The sequence below is a fragment of the Natrinema sp. HArc-T2 genome, assembly GCF_041821085.1.
Classification (GTDB): domain Archaea; phylum Halobacteriota; class Halobacteria; order Halobacteriales; family Natrialbaceae; genus Natrinema.
Genome location: NZ_JBGUAZ010000003.1, coordinates 568,246 through 588,047, shown reverse-complemented (window position 1 = coordinate 588,047; position 19,802 = coordinate 568,246). Strand labels below are relative to the sequence as shown.

Below are 19,802 nucleotides of genomic sequence, written 5' to 3'. Positions count from 1 at the left end.
CGTGTGTACCGAGTTCACACATATAAAGTCACCAGCAGCTAATTCGACTGACAGCAGACCGTATGAGAAGCGACAACAGGACCTAAAACGTGGGTACGGGCCCAAAACCGATCTAGAACGCCCGCTTGATCTTCTCGAAGAACCCTTCCTTGACCTCGATCTCGTCACCGCCAGCCTCCGCGAAGGCCTCGAGCGCCTCGCGCTGGTCTTCGTTCAGACTGTCAGGGGTGACGACCTGCACCTGCACGTAGAGGTCACCCTGCCCGCGACCGCGCAGGCGGGGCATGCCCTTGCCCTCGAGACGGAACGTCTCGCCGCTCTGGGTGCCCTCGGGGATCTCGAACTCGACAGCACCGTCGAGCGTCGGCACGGAGACGGTGTCACCGAAGGTCGCCTGCGGGAACGAGATCGGCAGCCGGTAGCGCAGGTCGTCGCCTTCGCGTTCGAACTGTTCGTGCTCACGGATCGAAATGTCGATCAGCAAGTCACCGTGGCGACCGCCTTCGGGACTGGGCGCGCCCTCGCCTTCCATCCGCAGCGTCTGGCCGTCTTGGATGCCCGGCGGGACCTCGACGGTCAGCGTCGCCTCGCTGCGGACGTAGCCCTCGCCGCGACACTCATCGCAGGTCTCGGAGTAGATCGTCCCCTCGCCGTCACACCGGGGACAGGTCGTCGCCTGCTGGACGCGACCCAGCGGCGTCTGCTGAACCTGCGTCACCTGCCCGCGGCCCTGACACTCCTGACAGGTCTCAGCGTCGGCCTCCGGCGGATGTCCCGCCCCGTCACAGACCTCACACTCTTCGGGCCGTTCGACGGTCAACTGCTTTTCGGCCCCATGGTAGGCCTCCTCAAGGTCGATCTCGAGTTCGGTTCGCAGGTCTCGACCCTTCCGGGGGCGACGGCGACCGCGACCGCCACCACCGCCGCCGAAGACCTGTTCGAAGAGGTCGCCGAGGCCGCCGCCACCCATGCCACCACCGCCCATACCACCCATGCCGCCGAACGGGCCGCCGCCCATGCCGCCGGCACCGCCCGCGTCGCTGGCGTCGAAGCCGTGTTTCTCGGCTTGCTCGTAGCGGTCGTGGCCCATCTGGTCGTAGGCCTGGCGCTTTTCCTCGTCGGTCAAAACTTGCTTTGCCTTCTGGATTTTCTTGAACTTCTCCTCGGCGTCAGGGTCGTCGCTGACGTCGGGATGATACTCGGTGGCCTTCGTCCGATACGCCTGTTTGATTTCCTCGGCAGACGCGTCGGGGCTCACGCCGAGAACGTCGTAGAAGTCCTCGCTCATTCGTTGTTCCACCGATAGTCGGTTGAGACACTTGAAACGAACGTTCCCACGAGCGCCTGGCTAAAACAAGAAATAGCGGTTCACGGAACCGCCGGCGAGCCGTTCTCGTTACTCGTCGTCTTCGTCCTCGTCGAAGCTGACGTCCTCGAAGTCGGCGTCGACGTACTCCTCGTCGTCATCGGCAGCGCCCGCGCCGGCGTCGGGGCCGGGGTTCGGGCCGCCGCCCATGCCGCCCATGCCTGCACCGCCAGCGCCTGCACCTGCTGCACCGCCGGCAGCGCCGCCAGCACCCGCGGCACCGGCTTCCTGATAGATCTGCTTGCCGATCTCCTGTAGCTCCTTGCTCAGGGTTTCGGTCGCCGCCTCGATGTCCTCAGCGTCAGCGTCGCTGTCATCGACCGTCTCCTCGAGTTCCTCGATCGCGGCCTCGATGTCAGCACGGAGGTCGTCGTCGACCTGCTCGTCGTTCTCCTCGAGCAGCGTCTCGGCGCGCTGGATCGTGGCCTCTGCGGTGTTGCGGGCCTCGATGCGCTGGCGCTTTTGCTGGTCCTCCTCGGCGTGTTGCTCGGCTTCGCGCTGCATTTCCTCGATTTCGGCGTCGGAGAGGCCGGCACCGCCCTCGATGGTGATCTCCTCGGTGGTGCCGCTGCCTTTGTCTTCGGCCGAGACGTTGACGATGCCGTTCTCGTCGATCGAGAACGTGACTTCGATCTGTGGCGTCCCTGCAGGGGCTGGCGGAATGCCGGTCAGGTGGAACTCGCCGAGCAGTTCGTTTTCGGCGGCCAACTCGCGCTCGCCCTGGAAGACGCGGACCTGCACCGTCGTCTGGTTGTCCGCCGCGGTGGTGAAGATCTTCGACTCCTCGGTCGGGATCGTCGTGTTCTTCTCGATGAGCCGCTCGAAGAGACCACCCTTGACCTCGATACCAAGCGAGAGTGGCGTAACGTCGAGCAGGACGATGTCGTCGACCTCGCCGCCGAGGACGCCGCCCTGAATCGCCGCGCCCAGTGCGACGGCTTCGTCGGGGTTGACGTTCTTCTGGGGTTCCTCGCCGATGAGTTCCTCGACCTTGTCGGAGACCTGTGGCATCCGGGTCGATCCGCCAACGAGGAGGACTTCGTCAATGTCGTCTTTGTCGTAGCCAGCGTCCTCGAGTGCCTGCTCGGTCGGTTCGACCGTGCGATCGATCAGGTCCTGCGTGAGCGACTCGAACTTGGCCCGCGTCATCGATTCTTCGAGGTGGATCGGGCCGTCGTCGGTCGCCGTGATGAACGGCAGGTTGATCTCGGTCTCTTTGCGCGAGGAGAGTTCGATCTTGGCCTCTTCGGCGGCGTCTTTGAGCCGCTGGAGGGCCTGACGGTCCTCGCGGAGGTCGATGCCGTGTTCGTCCTCGAAGTTGTCGGCGAGCCAGTCGATGATGGCTTCGTCCCAGTCGTCGCCACCGAGGTCGTTGTCACCGTTGGTCGCGACGACCTCGTAGACGCCGCCGCCGAGATCGAGAATCGAGACGTCGAACGTGCCACCGCCGAGGTCGTAGACGAGGACAGTCTGGTCGGAGTCGTCCTCGAGGCCGTAGGCCATCGACGCGGCGGTCGGCTCGTTGATGATGCGCTCGACCTCGAAGCCGGCGATCTCGCCGGCGTCTTTGGTCGCCTGGCGCTGTCGGTCCGAGAAGTACGCGGGGACCGTGATGACGGCCTTTTCGACCTCGTCGCCCAGATAGTCCTCGGCGTCGCGTTTGATCTTCTGGAGGATCTTCGCCGAAATCTCTTCGGGCGTGTACTCTTCGCCCTCGATCTCGACTGTATAGTCGTCTTCGCCGATGTGGCGCTTGATCGAGGCGATCGTCTTTTCGGGGTTCTGGATCGCCTGATTCTTCGCCGGTTTGCCGACGAGCCGTTCGTCGTCGTCGGTAAACGCGACGACCGAGGGTGTCGTCCGTTCACCCTCAGCGTTGACGATGATCTCCGGATCGCCACCTTCCATTACCGCGAACGCGCTGTTCGTCGTCCCAAGGTCGATTCCGAGAATCTTGTTGCTCGCCATCGTGGACGGCTATTGTGCGCACTTTGTTTTAAAGGTTACTAGGAACGAGCGGGCTGCGAATAAAACGTGGCTGTAGCCACTCACACGTCGAATTCCCGTAGTTTGGCTGCAGTAAAAACGGTCGTCTCGAGCCGACAGGGATGTGAACGATCGTATGCCCGGTCGTCCAGTGCGTGGCTTACTCGTCCGCGGTGGCTGCGCCAGCCGTGTCCTCGCTTCCCTTATCGGGGTCGTCACTGGCGACCTCGCCGCCTAACTCGATCGCGTCGTCGTCCTCCTCGTCCGTGGCCGCGTCGGCAGCGTCGGACTGCGCGTCGTCAGCGCCAGCGTCGACATCGTCATCAGCAGCGCCGTCACTGGCCGACTCGTCGGTCGCTTCCTCCTCGAGTTCGCCGTTCGAGACGGTCACCTGGGCGTTCTGGATGACCTTCTCGCCCATCTCGTAGCCGGGGGTGTAAACGTCGGCGATGGTTCCTTCGGGCTGGGCGCTGTCGATTTTCATCATGACCTCGTGGCGCTGTGGATCGGTCTCGGTGCCGGGCTCGGGATCGATCTCGGAGACGTTCTCGTCTTCGAGGATGCGATCGAACTCCCGCAGCGTCATCTCGACGCCCTGCTGGAGGCTCTCGGCGTCGCCGCTGTCCTCCTCGAGGGCGCGTTTGAGGTTATCGCGGACGCCGATGAGTCGCTCGACGAGGTCCTCGGTGGCGCGGTCTTTGATCTGCTGTTGGCGCTTTTTGGCCCGTTTCTTGTAGTTCTGGAAGTCCGCCTGCTTGCGTTTGAGCCGACTCTTCAGGTCCTCAATCTGCTCGTCGCGCTCCGCGATGGCTGCTTCGTACTCCTCGAGCTCGCCCTGAAGCTCGTCGATCGTTTCGGCCTGCGATTCGATGCGTTCTGCGAGGTCCTCGAGTTCTTCGCGCTGGTTCGAGACCGTCCCGTTTAGCTCGCGGGCTTCGTCGACGATCGAGGTGACCTTGTGGGCCAGCTCGTCGTCGTATTCGGTGAGTCGGTCGAGGAGGCGCTGGATATCCTCGCTCGTCTCGGGAGCCCCACCGATTCCGTCTTCGTCGGTCGTTTCGGTCTCGGGCTCCGCTGGCGTCGTCCCATTGGTCGTCTCCGCGCTCGAGTCGGCCCCTGCAGTCGCCGATGTCGACTCCGAGTCGACCGATTCGGCTGTCGACTCCGAGTCACCAGTGGTCGCTGTCTCGGGATCGACGTCGGCCGTCTCGCCGTCGTCGGATTGCTCCTCGGACGGGACACCCTGGGCTGACGCATTCGTGCCCTCGTCTTCGCTCATATGGCAGTCAACGAACAGCGGTAATAAAAGGGTTGAGGTACCCGATTACCGTGTTCCGTCCGTGCCTACACGTCGTGTTGCTCCCGACACTCGTCACAGATCAACGCGCTGAACCACTTCCGTTCCCCACAGCCATGACAGAGTTGGTACCACTCGAACTCCAGATCGATCGTGTGCGGTGAGTGTGTCGGTGGCCCACCAGCCGATGACAACCCATCCGGGTCGATCCAGGAGAACTCGATCTCAGACTGCGCGTTTTTTCCTTCCCCCCGCATCACAGACTGTACCAAAAACTATCACTCTGATAAGTACGAACTGTCTACCCACTGTAAATACAATATTATCTACCTCTATTCGAACGCCGTCTGCATTAATATTCTGCCGGGTGGCGATCGGTGTAACGTCGATTGGAAACGAGTTCTGTCCAACGGCGTCGGTTTCTATAGCTATCGAAACCCCCAACGCAGCCAGTTTGTGACCGAAACGGCGGGAGCACAGCCACTGAACACCCGACCGTATATGTGTCTCCTGCCCCGAGTGTGTTCCGTGACGCGGGCTTCGGCGGACGATGCCACGGCAATCGAACTCCGTTACGAGGACGGAACAGTCCGAATCGATGGACTCGAGCAGTCGTCTCGATCGCCGTCGTCGCTCCGCGCGGCTGTTCCCAATCTCGAGACAGACCGGCGAACTGGTGGCTGGCGGCTCCCTGCGGCCCACTATGCCGAGGTGCGGGCTGCACTAGATGGGACGACGACCGATGGGACGACGACCTCGATCGACGATCACGTCCTCGAACTCGAGCCGATAGCTCCCCTCGCATCGGCGTACGAACTCCGCGACTATCAGCAGACGGCGCTCGAGGCCTGGCTCGAGACCGACCGCTGGGCTGACGGGTCGATCCCCCAGTCGCTCGGGCAAGCGCCTGCCGGCGTTCTCGAACTGCCGACCGGCAGCGGCAAGACCGTCATCGCGCTGAAGGCGATCGAACGGCTCGCGGTCCCGACACTGGTTGTCGTGCCGACGATCGACCTCCTCGAGCAGTGGCAGCGCGAACTCGAACGCGAATTCGGTGGAGAGATCGGTCGCTTCGGCGGCGGCGAACAACGCCTCGAGCCGATCACCGTTTCGACGTACGACTCGGCGTATCTCAAGGCCGATTCGGTGGGCGACCGCTTCGGCTTCGTGGTCTTCGACGAGGTCCATCACCTCGGCGGCAAGGGCTACCGCGAGATCGCACGCCTGCTGGCCGCACCCGCCCGGTTGGGACTGACCGCGACCTTCGAGCGCCCCGACGGCGCACACGAGGTACTCGAGGAGGTCGTCGGTCCGCTGGTCAACCGTGTCGACGTGGATTCGCTTGCCGGCGACCACCTCGCCGAGTACGATATCAAGCGACTCGAAGTGTCGCTGACGCCCGAGGAACGCGAGGAATACGAGCGAAATCAGGACGTGTTCACCAGCTATCTCGCGAAATCGGGCATCAACATGCAGAGCGGATCGGATTATCAGGAGTTGGTCAAACGCTCCGGCAACGACTCCGACGCCCGCGAAGCGCTGCTCGCGCGCCAGCGCGCACGCGAGATCATGCTCGGTAGTGACGCCAAACTCGAGGCGCTCGCCGATGTCCTCGACGATCATCGCGATGAGCGAATTATCGTCTTTACGGCCCACAACGACCTCGCGTACGAGGTCAGCGAGCGGTTTTTGATTCCGACGATCACCCATCAGACGGGCGCGACGGAGCGACGGGAAATCTTGGAGCGCTTTCGCGAGGGGACGTACACCCGGATCGCGACCTCGAACGTGTTGGACGAGGGGGTCGATGTCCCCGACGCGAACGTCGCGGTCGTCCTCTCGGGCAGCGGGAGCGAGCGGGAGTTCACGCAGCGACTCGGGCGGATCTTGCGACCGACAACAGATGGCAACCGTGCGCTGCTCTACGAAGTGGTGAGCGAGGGGACTGGGGAAGAGCGTGTCGCCGACAGACGGCGCTAATATAGTAACAACTGAAACGGTTTACACACTTACATTCAGTGGCTTCTAGAGGGTTTCTCGAGCGGCCCACGACTAGTCGTACCCCACCACGTTCCACTCTCCACCGAGGGCGGCCCGTTCGAACGTCTGAAAGGACCCACGCTGGAAGCGCGTCACGCGACCGGTCTCCTCGCTGAGCGTCGCCGTCGCGACCACGTTTGGTCGCCGTGAGGTGTCCAGCGCACTCATGTGACGGGCGCCCATCCAGTCTTTGTACTCCACCGACTCGGTTGCATCCGCGAGCTCGTCGGGCGTGAGATCGCGAAATCGGACCAGCTGTTCCTGGATGACGCCGTCGACGCTGACGACGATCCCGCCATCACAGGTTATCGCCACCTCTCGCGCCGTCTCGAAGAAGCTGTCTAAATCTCGATGGACTTCCCGACAGCGGTCGGTCGGCCAGCGGTTGCGTCCCATCGGATCCGCGAAGTCGGCGACTGACGGCCCAGTGACGACGGCGAAATACAGGCCGGGCCCGCTGACGTACTCCTCGTCCCACCAGTCGAATGCGAGGCTGATCCCCTCGAGCGTGTATACGAGCCGCTCGATCAGTTCCCTGACACCGTCGTGGGTTTCGTACGCGATCCGGAGGCCCGAATCGTCCATACCGAGCCGTTGGACCGGAGTCACCGTAATCCCGGCGGCTGAGGCGCGTCCCTGAGAACCGGCTGCGAGACGCCGCCGTCCGGGTCACTTTTGCCGCCGCCGCCCCGACTCGAGACCGATGCTGACGAAGGACCTGTTGCGCGTCTCGCGGGCCGGTGGCGGCTATCATCCCCAGTTCGCCGGTCGCGAGCATCGACCGCTCGCTGCCCGTGTCATCGGGACCTATCAGGGCCACGTCGGCGAGCCGCGGGCGACACTCGAGGACGCACTCACTAGACTCGAGCGCGAGGCCGACGATTTCAAACTCGTCCGTGGCCTCGCGGCGCTGGTCGAACGGGAGGCGACGTTCGAGACCGACGCGGTGATCGAGCCCGAACGCGCCCGTCGGGCCGCCTTCGAGGCCGCCGAGGCGGTCGACGTCGTCACCGAGGACGAGCGCGCGATGGCACACATCCGGGCGAGCGAATCGCTCGACGTGTCGGCTGACGACCTCGAGGCGGCGCTGTACGCCGATCTCGAGGAGCGACAGGTCCTGTCCGCGGTCGAGCCCCGTTGGGATCCCGACGGACTGCTCGCTCAGTACAACCTTTCGTTAGCTCAGACGTCGCTGTTCGACGCGACCGAACTGCGGGTGCGCTCGAGCGATCCGAAAGCGCTGATTTCGGCGATCAAGCGCCTGCGGTTGATGTACGAGATACGTCGGCTCGACGACGAGAGTACGGATGGGCTTTCCGAGCGCGAGGTCGTCGTCACCGGTCCGACTCACCTCTTTCGCGCGACGCGACGGTACGGCATCCGGTTTGCGCGACTCCTGCGGACCGTCGCGAAAGCCGACGCGTGGCACCTCGAGGCAACCATCGACGACCGGGGGGCCGAACGCACGCTCGCACTCTCCGACACGGACCCGATTCGGGTGCCCGACGCCGAGCCGCTCGCGGAGGTCAGCTTCGACAGCGGCGTCGAGGCCGACTTCGCAGCCCGCTTTTCGAATCTCGGTCTCGACTGGGAGCTCGTTCGCGAACCCGAGCCACTCGCGACGGGTACACGGGTGATGATCCCCGATTTCGCCTTCGAGTACGCCCACGGAGACTTCCGCATCTACTTCGAAATTATGGGTTTCTGGACGCCCGAGTACATTCAAAAGAAACTCTCCCAGCTCGCCGATCTCGAGGACGTCGCCATGCTAGTCGCCGTCAACGAGTCGCTGGGCGTCGGCGAGGAGATCGCCGCTCGCGATCATCGGGCGATCCCCTACTCGGGAACGGTGCGGGTCAAAGACGTGGCTGACGTCCTCCGAGAGTACGAACGCCAACTCGTCGCGGACCATGCAGCACGGCTTCCCGACACGCTCCGGCCCGACGACGACGTCATCACGGTAGACGCGCTGGCCGAGCGTCACGGCGTGAGCGCGGATGCCCTCGCAGACAAAGCCACGCCCGATCACGAACGGGTCGGCCGGACGCTGGTTCGGCCTGCCGTCCTCGAGGCGATCGCCGACGATCTCGAGGCCGGGATGACGCTTGCGGACGCCGAGGCGGTGCTCGAGGAAGACGGCATCTCCGACGCGAGCGCCGTCCTCTCGCGGCTCGACTACCGCGTCGAGTGGGACGGGCTGGCGGGCGGGACGATCGTTGAGCGGTAGCAGGCGACCGCCGTGTGGCAACTGCGCAGCGGCGCGATGGGCGCGGTGCCAACATGCTTTGTGCGCAGTCTTAAGTCCGCCACTTCCCTCCACTCGAACGACAGATCCGTGTCCCCACAGTCTGCCTCTGAAACAGCGTCCATCCTGCTCGTCGAGGACAACCCTGGTGACGTTCGTCTGATACAGGAAGCGTTCGGAGCGGCAGGATTCGAAGCGACGTTTCACACGGTCGGCGACGGTAGCGCGGCGCTCGAGTTCCTGCGAGCGCACGCAGACACTGCGTCCGGCCCCACGATCGACCTCATGTTACTCGATCTGAACCTCCCCAGAACGGATGGCTTCGAGGTGCTCGAAGCCATCAACGACGAACGGGAACTGGCGCCCCTGCCGGTCATCGTCCTGACGAGTTCGGAAGCGACCGAAGATATCCGCAAAAGCTACGAGCGCTGTGCGAACGCGTATCTCACGAAGCCGAGTGATCCGGCTGCGTTCGCCGAACTCGGGCGAGCCATCGAGGAGTTCTGGATCGACGAGGCGACATTGCCGTCCGTATTCTCGTGAGTTTGCCGCAGAGAGAAACGGTCTTGAAGCCGATCAGTTCCGGTCGGTCTCGCTCCAGTCGCAGTCCTGGCACTTGCGGCCCGTGACGAGTTCGGTCACGGACGGCATGTAGGTCACCGTCAGAACGGAGCCACCACACGCCGGGCACTCCCGGTCGGCCTCTTCGATCGAATCGACCTCCATCACGGAGTCTCCCTCGACGATCTCGGCGAGTTTTCTAGCCGTCACCATTCGCCCTTCGACGACGCGATTTTCACTCACACTCGCAGTGTCGGACTGGACGCTCAAAGCGTTTCCTGACCCCCTCGAGAAAGACTGCGTCGGGCCGGGCCGAAGCCGAGATCGGGGTTGAAGCAGTCGAACCGACGTGGCCCGCCGAACGGAGAGGGGGTTCCATCCAACGCCTGCACGGGGACGCCGCTGTGCGGCCATCGACCCACCACCACCTACCGCATTCAGAACGGCGATCCGAGGCGATATCAGTGTACCCCACACAGCGTGTGCACGGCGTGCACACCGTCGGCTCCCCTCGAAGCCGACGGGTGCCCTACTCGCGTTCGAACGGGCTCGCTCGTCGCTGGAACGCGTCGAACCGATCGGTCGCCCACTGCCTGACCCGGTCGTCGGTCGACTCGAGCAGCGCCGTCGGAACGCCGCTTTCGTCGTGGACGCCGATCTGGACGGTGTCGTCGACGATCCCGAGATAGAATTCGATCTCCTCCGGGACGACTGAGATTGAGAAGCCATCGCTGTCAGCGACGGCCATGAACTGTTCTGCGATCGGTGACGCCGTCCGAAGCGTCTCTGCGATCGACGTCGTGACGATCAGTTCGACGGTCGCGCCCGACTCGAGTGCGTCCCCTGTCGTTTCGATCGGCTTGGTTCCAACCGCCGGCAGCAACAGTCGGGCATGTTTCGCGTCGGCGAGACTGGCCGCGTGGCGATCGACCGGTGCGTAGGGATTGCTTGTCGTGGATTCGACTACGGTCGCATCGGCGAGCCGTTCGATGTCGAACTCGAACGTCTCAGCCGGAAGCCGCTCGAGAACCGGCTCGAGACGCGTCGCCGCGCCGACTCGATCGAGCGCCGCTGACAGCCCACTCGTGACGAGCGCGCCGGCAGCTGTCAGCTCGTACTGTCGATCCCGTTCACGGATCAACCCCCGGTCGGCTAACCCCTGCAGACTTCGTTGCAGCGTCGTTCGGACGACGTCGACCTCGGCGGCCAGCGAATCTTTCGATGCAACACCCTCCTCTGTGAGCGTTTCGAGGATCGAAACGCGACTCGGAGACCGGGCCACGAACTCGAGTGTCCCGATCACCTCACCCCTTCGATCGGCCATCACACATTGGCCCTCCCGGTGAATCCACTTTATCGCTCTGGCCCCGCAGGCCAGCAACGGAGCGCTGGAATCGCGTCCTTGGAATGCGGTCGGCATGTGCATGCGGGCACAATCATATAGATGCGCGTGTCCGACTACTGACGCATGGAGACGCGATGGGCGACCGTCGACGGCGTCAACCTCGAGCTACCGGTCGACTGTACCGCTGGCGAACTCCGGGCAGCCCTGTCCAAGCCAGACGACGCCGTCTTGATCGCGGTGACGGGGGATCTCGTTTCGATCGTCAACGACCAAGAGCGACCGCTCTCCGAGTTGATCGCCGGCTGTGCACACACGTACTACTTCCGACGACCGTGCGAACCGGAGCGCAACGAACTGCTGGCAATGTTGGACCTCGAGACGGCCCTCGAGGGGTCAGACGACGAGCAATCGGGGGGCGAGACAACGTTCGAGCATCCTGGAATCGACCACTGATACGGACTGCTGTCATGGGTTCCCGGCGCATCCACGGTGGGTCGCGGGTGCGCCGGCAGTGACTAACAGCAGCCCGCACGAACCGGCGGCCAACCGCTATCGGACTCAGTTCGTCACGACTTCGACCGGATCGTCCACGCAGAGCGTCTCGCCGCGGTCACGGTCGGGAACGCGCGTGAGGATCGTCAGTGAATAGTAGTGATCGAACGCGTCGGCATCCGCCCAGTCGGGAAACGTCGCTTCGCGATGGCGAACGAATCGGCCCCGAAAGTCCGGAGTCTCCTCGCCGGTATCGGGATCGCGCTGAGGGACGATACACCGGGCACAAGGCTTGACACCCTCGAACCGGACGCCGTCGATCTCGAACGCTGGCGCGTCCGCACCGACGAATCGATCCTCCCAGAACGGCTCGACGCCACCGATTTCGATGTTCGTCCGAAGACGCCGGCGCACGTCGTCGACCGTCGTCTCCTCGAACCAGTCGGCGACGACACGAAGCGTCGCCGTGCTGACCACCGACGACCCCAGCTCGCGCCGGTCGACGAACCCCAGCGTTCGATCCCGCTCGAGCGAAAGCTCCACGCCGAAATACTCGCTGAACCAGGCCGCAGCGGTCACCGGATCGCTCTCGAGGTCGAACTGTCGGTGCTCACCGTCGGGCGTCGCGACCGTGAGTTCGGTCGTCTCTGGATCGAACCCGGTGTCGAGGTCGTGGACGCGGACGGTTCGTTTCCCGTTGATCACCTCCCCGTCAGCGTCGAACAGGGCAAACTCCCGGTCGTGTTCGATGGTTCCACCCTCGAGGACAGCCGCCCGCTCGAGATCGATGCCGTCGAGTCCCTTCACCGGATACGCCCTGAGCCGATCGAGTCGTGCCATTGACGAACCTATCGACCGCTGTTGCATTACAGTAGCGACTGTCCGCGGCCCGTCGCTACCCTCATGCGAGCGAGTCGCTTCCGACACGACTCGAGAGAAAGAAATGGAGAACTCCACGCAGGACAGACAGGTGCTGTCTCCTGATCAATCGATCGTCACGACGGTGTTTCCGGCTTCCTCAAACGAGACGCGAATCTGATGGTCTGCGTACGTAAATTCAACCGTGCCAGAGCGGCGTATCCCAGACTCAGTCGTTGCAAAAGCTGCCGCGAGTGCGTCGGGATCGATCGCCTCGAACAACGGCGGTAGCTCGACCGGCTCGGTTCCCTCGAGTGCCGCGACACCAGTAACGACTCGTTCGTACACCTCGTCAGTGTCGACCGCAATTGTCTGCTCCATTGGGAGCTACCGCCACACCGCACCATTAGTAGCTTTCGGAATATCTATTATTAACAACCATTATAGATCCTGAGTACCGCCAGAAAACGGGTCTCAAGCGGTCCGAAACCGGCCTCGAGAACATATCGAGCGAACGGCTCGGGTGGTGGATGACACCGCAACCCCCAAACTTCGGGGCAGAGACGTGGACATAAAACACACAACTGACCACGTGACCGACGATGGAACTCACGGGAGCGGCCACTGCCTGTGATGCCGACGGTGGGGTCGATCAACGGCGACGGTCACGCCCGTGGCGGTCGGCACCGACCGCTGACCGTCGCGTCGATTACTCCGTCTCGAGTTCGAACTGTTCGTTCTCGCAGACGGTGTTGAGCACGATGCTCGTGTTCGACTGCTTGATGTCGGGATCGGTAATCAGTGACTTGATCTCTTCGTTCATGTCATCCGTATCTTTGAACTTCCCGATCGCGATGACGTCGTAGTTCCCTGTGACTTCGTAGACGGAGATCATCTGCCGATGGTCTTTGAGCGTCTGTGTGATTTCGGGCAGCGCGCTCCCCTCGGCTTTCAGTTGCATGACCGCCGTGACGTCGTAGCCGACTGCGTCGTAGTCGACGACCGGCGTGTAGCCTTCGATCACGCCCTCCTCCTCGAGATCTGAGAGGTGATTCGAGACTGTCGTGACCGAAACGTCGAGTGTTTCGGCCAGACTCCGGAGACTGGCCCGACCGTTGCCGAGAAGTTCGTTTACCAGGTCTGCGTCCAAATTCTCATACGTCATTAGCTGGTCCAACGTACGCCATGTACTAGAGATTTACGAACATCCAGTTCTATCCGGAGTCAGTGAGCCGATGTCACGCGGTGAGCGGCAGTCTCCTTCATAGGTGTAGATTAGTGGGACCGATGCCAGCGTTCGTGTCTGCCAGAGGAGGATCCTGTCATCGTCTCTCGGTTTGCGACCGTCACCGGTGACGCTGTCTCCAGTCGGGCTCGAGTCGACTGCTGACTCGTCGGTGAACGCCGACCCTGACACCGTCACCGGCTGTCGGATCGCAAAAGCTCGGTAGAAGTGCGCTATATGGTGTTTGAATCACGCGAAACGCTCGCTATCGATCACGTTTCTCTCCTTCAAATACAGGGCCGCATTGACGACTCAGGAGTTTGTTCGTCGTAAAATGCTCCGTCTGGGATTTGAACCCAGGTCATCGGCTCGAAAGGCCGAAATGATTGGCCGGACTACACCAACGGAGCGATCCGTCACACACCTTGTGTGCAACTCATCGTTGCCGGGGGCTAGTAAAAAGGGTTCCGTTCCGAGACGACGATGGCACGCTCTCACGTACCCATCAAGGCAGCAATCACTGTTGAGAGCGTGACATTCCGCCGAGTCCCATCCCGAGATCACGCTCGGTTTTCAACAGATTGGACCGAACCAGCCGATCGCGGGGACGTGAGCGCGAGACGTATTGCTGTCACCGCACACTGGCCGCCTCCTCAACGCTTTTGATCCCCGGTGCCCATTCCACCGACCATGAAATACGTTCGCTTTCGCGATCCAGCCGGCGCAGTCCGCCGTGGCGAGTACGAGAACGGAACCGTGCACTTCGCGAACGAGAGCTACGACCTCGAGAGCGACGAGATCGACGTCCTCCCGCCGTCGGAGCCCTCGAAGATCGTCTGCATCGGAAAAAACTACGCCGACCACGCCGCCGAACTCGACTCGGAGGTCCCCGATCGGCCGATGCTCTTTCTGAAGCCGCCGAACGCGCTCGCGGCCCACGGCGACACCGTCACCCTGCCCGCGGGGAAAGACCGCATCGACCACGAGGCCGAACTCGGCATCGTCATCGGCGAGCAATGTCGTCACGTCCCCGAAGCCGATGCGATGGACGTCGTCGCGGGCTTTACCTGCGTCAACGACCTCTCGAATCGCGACGACCAGCGCCAGGAACAGAACTGGATCCGCGGCAAGGCCTTCGACGGTGCCGCACCGATGGGGCCGGTTCTCGCGACCCCTGACGAAGTCCCCGCCGACGCCGCCGTCCGAACCCGTGTCAACGGCGAAACGAAACAGGACGGCTCCCGTGAGAACCTCATCTTTCCCATTCCGGAGCTGATCGCCGAGATCACGACCTATCTCACCTTAGAGCCTGGCGACGTGATCGCGACCGGCACGCCCGAAGGCGTCGGGCCGCTCGCCGACGGCGACGAGATCGAGATCGAAGTCGAGGGCGTGGGCACCCTCGAGCACACGGTTCGAATCCCTTGAGGCCGAGCCGAGCATGACCGTCCGCTTCGACGCCGTGACCGTCGACTGGTTCGGCCTCGCGACCGTCCGGATCGAAGGTCAGACCGGTGCCGTCGTCTACATCGATCCCGGACCCAAGGAGTACGGCGCCTTAGACGGGCTCGAACCCCGTGACGGAGATCTGATCCTTGTCAGCCACGACCACCACTACGATCCTGACTCGATCCGACGGGTCGCCCGCGAGGACGCGCTGGTCGTCGTTCACGAGTCGATCGACGCGAGCGAGATCGACCGCGTCGAGGAAGGTCCCGACGACCTGCCGTTCGACGTGGAACGCGTCGGCACGGACGAATCGTTCGTCCTCGGGCCGCTCGATCTGTTCACGACGCCCGCGTACAACGATCCGGATGGACCACACACTGACGACGACGGTCGACCCTACCATCCCGAGGGAGAGGGCTGTGGTTTCGGCGTCACCGTCGACGGCGTCACGGCGTTCTGGCCCGGCGATACCGACGTGCTGCCTGTCCACGAGGACGTTCCGGTCGATTGCTTCCTCCCACCGATCGGTGGTACGTTCACGATGGATCGCCACGAGGCGGCAGCGTTGGCTGCCCGAATCGAGCCGGATCTCGTGCTCCCAGTGCACTACGGTACGTTCGCGGCGATCGAAACCGACGCAGACGCGTTCGTGGTCGACGTCGCACGCCGGGGCGTACCGGTCGTCCTCGACGAGTAACGCCACGCGCCCGTCGCTGGCGTTCGTACTCTCTGAGAAGTCCTCGATCGCGAAAAGCAGCTGTCTCCGGCGGCGACGACCGAGCTCGAGCGAGTCGATCGTCGAATGATTTTGGCCGCCAGTTTCAGACGCCGACGCGCGACCAGCCGAACGCCGCGAGAACGATCAGCACCAAGACACCGAACGCGAGCCACTGTCCGAGTTCAGTGTCAGCCACCGGTGCGAAGACGTCGACGAGACCGGTCCACTGCAGCAGTCCCAGCGCCAGCACGAGGACGGCCGCGATCGAGATCAGCCCGACCGAGACCCCCTCTTTCATCATCCACGCCGTCTCGTCGGCCTCCTGTGCGCCGGAGGTCGTCGGCTCGTCTATCGCCTCCTCGTTCGGATCGCTGTGCATCGGTCGTTCGCTGTCTTTGTCGTCCGCCATAGCACGGTTCTGGACGATGCGAAGCCGTGCAGACTGGAACCGGTTGCACCTGCAGACACAGGGCGACGCCGAATCTCCTTTCATACGGTCTGCTGTAAGTCATTACCGGTGGGACCGCAGGACGGTCGCGGTCCCACCGGCACACAGTTACAGCAAACCGTATCAGCGACCGTCGAAAATCAGCGGTGGAACCGCGACTCGCTGTGGACCTACAGGACGCCCATCTCACCGAGCCGCTCGGGGAGATACGTCTCCGTCACGAAATCAAGCCCGTGTGACGCCAGTGCCTGCTGTTCGGACTTCTTCCCGAGCTCGAGTTGCAGTTCGATCTGTTCCTCCCAGTAGTCGGTCTGGAAGCGCGGATCCTCGAGTTCGCTCTCCAGGGCGTTGATGTCAGAATCCGAGAGCGGGTCGGTCGGCAGGTCGTACTCGACGATGTCGGCGGGCTGGATGCCGATGAACTGTGCGGCGGGGGTCGCAAGGTACTCCGAGAGGTGAGCGGACTTGATCGAGCCGTAGGCGACCGAGCCGTAGATGCGGTACGACCACGGGTCACCGTCAGTAAAGACGGTGACGGGCAGGTCGAGTTCGTCGTGGAGCCGTCTGGTGATCCGGCGGGTCGCCCGCGCGGGCTGGCCCTTGAGGTGGACGATCAGGGCGTTGTACTCGTCGTCGAAGCCGTTCTCGACGAGCCGGTCGCGCATCCCACCGGTCTCGACCGCGAGGATGAAGTCGGCGTCACAGTCGAGGAAGTCGATCGTATCCGGATTGTTCGGGATCTGGTAGCCACCTTCACCGACGTCTTTCTGACAGTGGATCTCGCGTTCGCCGCGACGGGTCTGCTCGCGGAGGTGCAGCGGCCCCATGATCGTCGCGCCCGACTCCTCGGGGCGCATGTGGAAGTCCTCGCGCGTGACTCCCGAGACGATCTCCAAGTCCTCGATGAGGCCGTTCGATTCGTCCTGATCCGAGAACTGGGCCTCCTCGTTGTCCCAGCTCTCCGAGAGGTAGTAGAGTTCACGCAGGGTCGAGGAGCGATCCTCCTCGAGCTGGTCGGCGAGGAACTCGATGGTGTAGACCGCCTTCAGGAGCTTTCGCGCGCCGCGGACGGAGTTGGCCGACCGGGTCGACTCGCGGTCGCCGTAGACCCAGACGTCTTTGTCCTCGTCGTACTCGATGTTGTTCTTCGTCCGCGTCGGGACGGACATGTGGGGGATCTCGCCGAGTTCGAACTGGTCGTAGAACTGCGCTGCGAGATCGATCAGCTGCTCTCGTGCCTGCTGGTCGTTGTCTGCACTCATTGTTTCACGGTAAGTTTCTCGCTTTCGACGCCTTTCACGTCCAGATCGAACGTCGCGTCGTCCGGCACCTCGTACTCGAGGGCGGCCTCGTCGTCGCTTCCAACCTCGGGTTCCCACTTGACGAACCACTCGCCGTCCATCTCGACGACGGTCGCGCCGTCGGAGAGGGATGTGGGCTCGGCCGAGACGATGTCGGTGATCTCGAGCGATTCGTTCGTGCTCGAGTTGTTTTCGACGACTACGGAGACGGCTTGCCCATCGCCGTTCGCTTTGGTTTGCCGCTCGACGAGCACGTTGTTCATGATGCGGGCGATCGCGTCGTCGATGTCGGGTTCATCGCGACCGGTGACTTCGGCGACCTTCGTGGCCATCTCGGGGAGGATCTTCCCGAGGACGTTCTGTTTCTTCCGGCGTTTTTGCATCGACCGGCGCTTGTTTAAATAACTCTTGAGGTCGCGTGCCGCCTCGCGGATCGCGAGCTCGATCTCGTCTTCGATTTCGGGGACGTTGGCGATGGCGTCTTTCGACTCGCTGGTGAAGGGCACGTTCGTCGAGGCGACGTGGACCATGATCACGACCGGCCCGTTTGGCAGGCCGGAGCCGCCGGGTTGGTCGAGCCCGTAGTTGCGCCAGCCGATCGACTTGACCACGTCCGTCGTTGCACAGGCTCCGCGCTGGTAGACCAGTGGGACCCGGTTCGCAAAGCGCATGACTTCGCCGGTTCCCTCGGCGGGAAGGTCGCCACCGTAGGCGATGCCGGCCTCGACGATGAACGGATCGCCGCCGGAGACGCCCGCGTCACGCGTCGCCGAGGCGTAGAAATCGGCGTCGAACTCTTTCTCCAGGCCGGCGGTGATGAGTTCCTCCGAGATCGGCGAGAGACACCGCGTCGGCGGCGCCATGATGTCGGTCGCGCGCATCGCGTCGACGAGGTCGCTCGTCGCGTCTCGGTCGCCGTTCAGTTCGCGAACGAGCGGCGGGTCGTCGGGGACCGTCGCCATCACGCCCCAGACGGCCTCGACGACGTTCTCGCGGGCCGTCTCGCCGAAGGAGACGTCGTCGTACTCCTCGGTCAGGTCCGCGGCCCGGTCGACGAACTCTCGAAGCGCCGCGCGCGTGAGTCGGTGGCGATCGTCCTCGAGATCCTCGAATTTCCCCGCGAGCCGATCTGCGAAGGCGTGGATCGTCTCGTCGTCTTTTCGCGTGCTCGTCGCGTCGTCCGCGAGGTCGTGGAGGTCGACGACCAGCCGCGAGTCGCCGTCGGAAGGGGAAGCGTCGTCCGCCTCAGCAGCGTCGATGAGCTCGAGCCAGACGGCCTCGACGGCGTTTTCGCGGACGGTGTCGCCGAACGTCGTTCCGTGGTCGTCTGCGACCGCTGCGGCAGCCGAGTCGACGGTCACGAGCAGTTCGTGGTGAGCGATGCGGTCCTCGGCTGCGACCGCGTCGGCGATGGCGTCGGCGAAGGCGGTCGTCGCGTCGGGCCCTTTATTCGCCGTCGCGTCCTCGACTGCAGCCTGGATGTCGATCTCCTCGTGGCTCGCCGGTGGCCGCCAGCGCATCTCGCGGCCGTAGTAACGATCCCGGAACGCGTCGATGATCGAGTCGGCGGTCTTCTTGCCGACGCGGGTGAACTCCTCTTGGACGAACCCCGAAACTGTCTGGGAGTCGGTCGCCGCCAGCATCTTCATCACGGTGCCGAGTTCGACGCCGTGTGGGTGTGGGCGGATCTCCTCGGTCTCCGCCGGAAGCTGGTCGGTCGCGCGCTCGAACTTGAAATGTTCCTGCGGTTCGCGCAGCTCGAGGCGGGCGTGGGGGTTGACGACCGCCGTATGCTTGATGTAGTCGTGGAGCTGCCCGCGGGCGCGCATGTTGGCTTCCATCTCGAGTTCGATGCGAGTGCCGTGGGGCCGATCCCAGGTGGTCGTCTCCTCGACGCTGATCTCGGGCTCGTTGTTGTCGGTATCGACGATAAGCTCGAAGTATTCGGCCTCGTCCGATCCCTGGGTGCGGCTGGTAATCTTGGCGGGTTTGCCGCTCGTGAGCTGTGAATAGAGGACGGCGGCAGAGATCCCGATCCCCTGCTGGCCACGGGACTGTTCGCGTGCGTGAAAGCGAGAACCGTAGAGAAGCTTCCCGAAGACCTTGGGGAGCGATTCTTTCGTGAGCCCGGGCCCGTTGTCCTCGACGATCAGGCGGTAGTAGTCGCCGGCTTCCTGAATCTCAACGTAGATATCCGGGAGAATACCGGCCTCCTCGGCGGCGTCTAAGGCGTTGTCGACGGCCTCTTTAACGGCCGTGACGAGGCCTCGAGCGCCGCTGTCGAAGCCGAGCATGTGCTTGTTCTTCTCGAAGAACTCGGCGATGGAGATCGACTGCTGGCTCTCGGCCAGCTCCTCGGCGATCCCCGGCTCGTCACCGAGTGTCGACTGGAACGACGTCATCGTCTTCCTGTACTAACGGCGGGGCTAAAAGCTGTGTGCTACCGGAGTGAAAGTGAATCGGTAACAGGT

The 19,802-nt window shown here is 63.3% G+C and carries 18 protein-coding genes and 1 tRNA gene; 6 read left to right on the top strand and 13 right to left on the bottom strand.

Annotation, left to right across the window (positions count from 1 at the left end):
- Window positions 1–112: 112 nt before the first annotated feature.
- The 3 genes from dnaJ to grpE form a co-directional block, all read right to left on the bottom strand.
- On the bottom strand, window positions 113–1,288 hold the full coding sequence (gene dnaJ / locus ACERI1_RS10525) for a molecular chaperone DnaJ (RefSeq protein ID WP_373618100.1): 1,176 nt from the start codon (window positions 1,286–1,288) through the stop codon (window positions 113–115).
- A gap of 108 nt (window positions 1,289–1,396) precedes the next feature.
- Window positions 1,397–3,334, bottom strand: coding sequence for a molecular chaperone DnaK (gene dnaK, locus ACERI1_RS10520; protein ID WP_373618099.1), 1,938 nt, complete (start codon window positions 3,332–3,334; stop codon window positions 1,397–1,399).
- Window positions 3,335–3,512: 178 nt separating this feature from the next.
- The gene (gene grpE, locus ACERI1_RS10515; RefSeq protein ID WP_373618098.1) at window positions 3,513–4,631 is read right to left on the bottom strand and encodes a nucleotide exchange factor GrpE; all 1,119 of its coding nucleotides are present in this window, start codon (window positions 4,629–4,631) and stop codon (window positions 3,513–3,515) included.
- 519 nt (window positions 4,632–5,150) lie between these two features.
- On the opposite strand from grpE, the gene ACERI1_RS10510 reads away from it, so the two are divergent.
- On the top strand, window positions 5,151–6,629 hold the full coding sequence (locus tag ACERI1_RS10510; RefSeq protein ID WP_373618160.1) for a DEAD/DEAH box helicase: 1,479 nt from the start codon (window positions 5,151–5,153) through the stop codon (window positions 6,627–6,629).
- A gap of 72 nt (window positions 6,630–6,701) precedes the next feature.
- Here the strand turns inward: ACERI1_RS10510 and ACERI1_RS10505 are convergent, their stop codons facing one another.
- Entirely contained in the window at window positions 6,702–7,274 is a 573-nt protein-coding gene (locus ACERI1_RS10505) for a hypothetical protein (protein ID WP_373618097.1), read from the bottom strand.
- A 118-nt stretch (window positions 7,275–7,392) separates the two neighbouring features.
- On the opposite strand from ACERI1_RS10505, the gene ACERI1_RS10500 reads away from it, so the two are divergent.
- Together ACERI1_RS10500 and ACERI1_RS10495 are read left to right on the top strand one after the other, a co-directional pair.
- Window positions 7,393–8,916: a DUF790 family protein gene (locus ACERI1_RS10500; protein ID WP_373618096.1), complete on the top strand. Its 1,524-nt coding sequence runs from the start codon at window positions 7,393–7,395 to the stop codon at window positions 8,914–8,916.
- Window positions 8,917–9,024: 108 nt separating this feature from the next.
- A complete protein-coding gene (locus ACERI1_RS10495) occupies window positions 9,025–9,477 on the top strand; it encodes a response regulator (RefSeq protein ID WP_373618095.1) in 453 nt (150 codons plus the stop codon).
- 33 nt (window positions 9,478–9,510) lie between these two features.
- Here the strand turns inward: ACERI1_RS10495 and ACERI1_RS10490 are convergent, their stop codons facing one another.
- Entirely contained in the window at window positions 9,511–9,738 is a 228-nt protein-coding gene (locus ACERI1_RS10490; protein WP_373618094.1) for a DUF5795 family protein, read from the bottom strand.
- A 286-nt stretch (window positions 9,739–10,024) separates the two neighbouring features.
- Window positions 10,025–10,819: a helix-turn-helix transcriptional regulator gene (locus ACERI1_RS10485; RefSeq protein ID WP_373618093.1), complete on the bottom strand. Its 795-nt coding sequence runs from the start codon at window positions 10,817–10,819 to the stop codon at window positions 10,025–10,027.
- Window positions 10,820–10,963: 144 nt separating this feature from the next.
- Between ACERI1_RS10485 and ACERI1_RS10480 the strand changes: the two genes are divergently transcribed.
- Complete coding sequence (locus tag ACERI1_RS10480; RefSeq protein ID WP_373618092.1) at window positions 10,964–11,293, top strand: hypothetical protein; 330 nt, start codon at window positions 10,964–10,966, stop codon at window positions 11,291–11,293.
- A gap of 105 nt (window positions 11,294–11,398) precedes the next feature.
- On the opposite strand, the gene ACERI1_RS10475 is transcribed toward ACERI1_RS10480, so the two are convergent.
- From ACERI1_RS10475 to ACERI1_RS10460, 4 genes are all read right to left on the bottom strand, one after another.
- Window positions 11,399–12,172 (bottom strand): MOSC domain-containing protein, encoded by a 774-nt coding sequence (locus tag ACERI1_RS10475; protein ID WP_373618091.1) that lies wholly within the window; start codon window positions 12,170–12,172, stop codon window positions 11,399–11,401.
- A 144-nt stretch (window positions 12,173–12,316) separates the two neighbouring features.
- A complete protein-coding gene (locus ACERI1_RS10470; RefSeq protein ID WP_373618090.1) occupies window positions 12,317–12,571 on the bottom strand; it encodes a HalOD1 output domain-containing protein in 255 nt (84 codons plus the stop codon).
- A 328-nt stretch (window positions 12,572–12,899) separates the two neighbouring features.
- A complete protein-coding gene (lrp, locus tag ACERI1_RS10465) occupies window positions 12,900–13,355 on the bottom strand; it encodes an HTH-type transcriptional regulator Lrp (RefSeq protein WP_373618089.1) in 456 nt (151 codons plus the stop codon).
- 395 nt (window positions 13,356–13,750) lie between these two features.
- A tRNA-Glu gene (locus ACERI1_RS10460) sits at window positions 13,751–13,825 on the bottom strand.
- Between the two features lie 280 nt (window positions 13,826–14,105).
- Between ACERI1_RS10460 and ACERI1_RS10455 the strand changes: the two genes are divergently transcribed.
- Both ACERI1_RS10455 and ACERI1_RS10450 read left to right on the top strand, forming a co-directional pair.
- Window positions 14,106–14,843 (top strand): fumarylacetoacetate hydrolase family protein, encoded by a 738-nt coding sequence (locus tag ACERI1_RS10455; RefSeq protein WP_373618088.1) that lies wholly within the window; start codon window positions 14,106–14,108, stop codon window positions 14,841–14,843.
- A 13-nt stretch (window positions 14,844–14,856) separates the two neighbouring features.
- Window positions 14,857–15,561 (top strand): MBL fold metallo-hydrolase, encoded by a 705-nt coding sequence (locus ACERI1_RS10450; protein WP_373618087.1) that lies wholly within the window; start codon window positions 14,857–14,859, stop codon window positions 15,559–15,561.
- Between the two features lie 124 nt (window positions 15,562–15,685).
- Here ACERI1_RS10450 and ACERI1_RS10445 read toward each other — a convergent pair whose 3' ends face one another.
- The 3 genes from ACERI1_RS10445 to ACERI1_RS10435 form a co-directional block, all read right to left on the bottom strand.
- A complete protein-coding gene (locus tag ACERI1_RS10445; protein ID WP_373618086.1) occupies window positions 15,686–15,991 on the bottom strand; it encodes a hypothetical protein in 306 nt (101 codons plus the stop codon).
- A gap of 209 nt (window positions 15,992–16,200) precedes the next feature.
- On the bottom strand, window positions 16,201–17,292 hold the full coding sequence (locus tag ACERI1_RS10440) for a DNA topoisomerase IV subunit A (protein WP_373618085.1): 1,092 nt from the start codon (window positions 17,290–17,292) through the stop codon (window positions 16,201–16,203).
- Window positions 17,289–19,733 (bottom strand): DNA topoisomerase VI subunit B, encoded by a 2,445-nt coding sequence (locus ACERI1_RS10435; RefSeq protein ID WP_373618084.1) that lies wholly within the window; start codon window positions 19,731–19,733, stop codon window positions 17,289–17,291. Before ACERI1_RS10435 ends, ACERI1_RS10440 begins: the two co-directional genes overlap by 4 nt.
- Window positions 19,734–19,802: the final 69 nt, after the last annotated feature.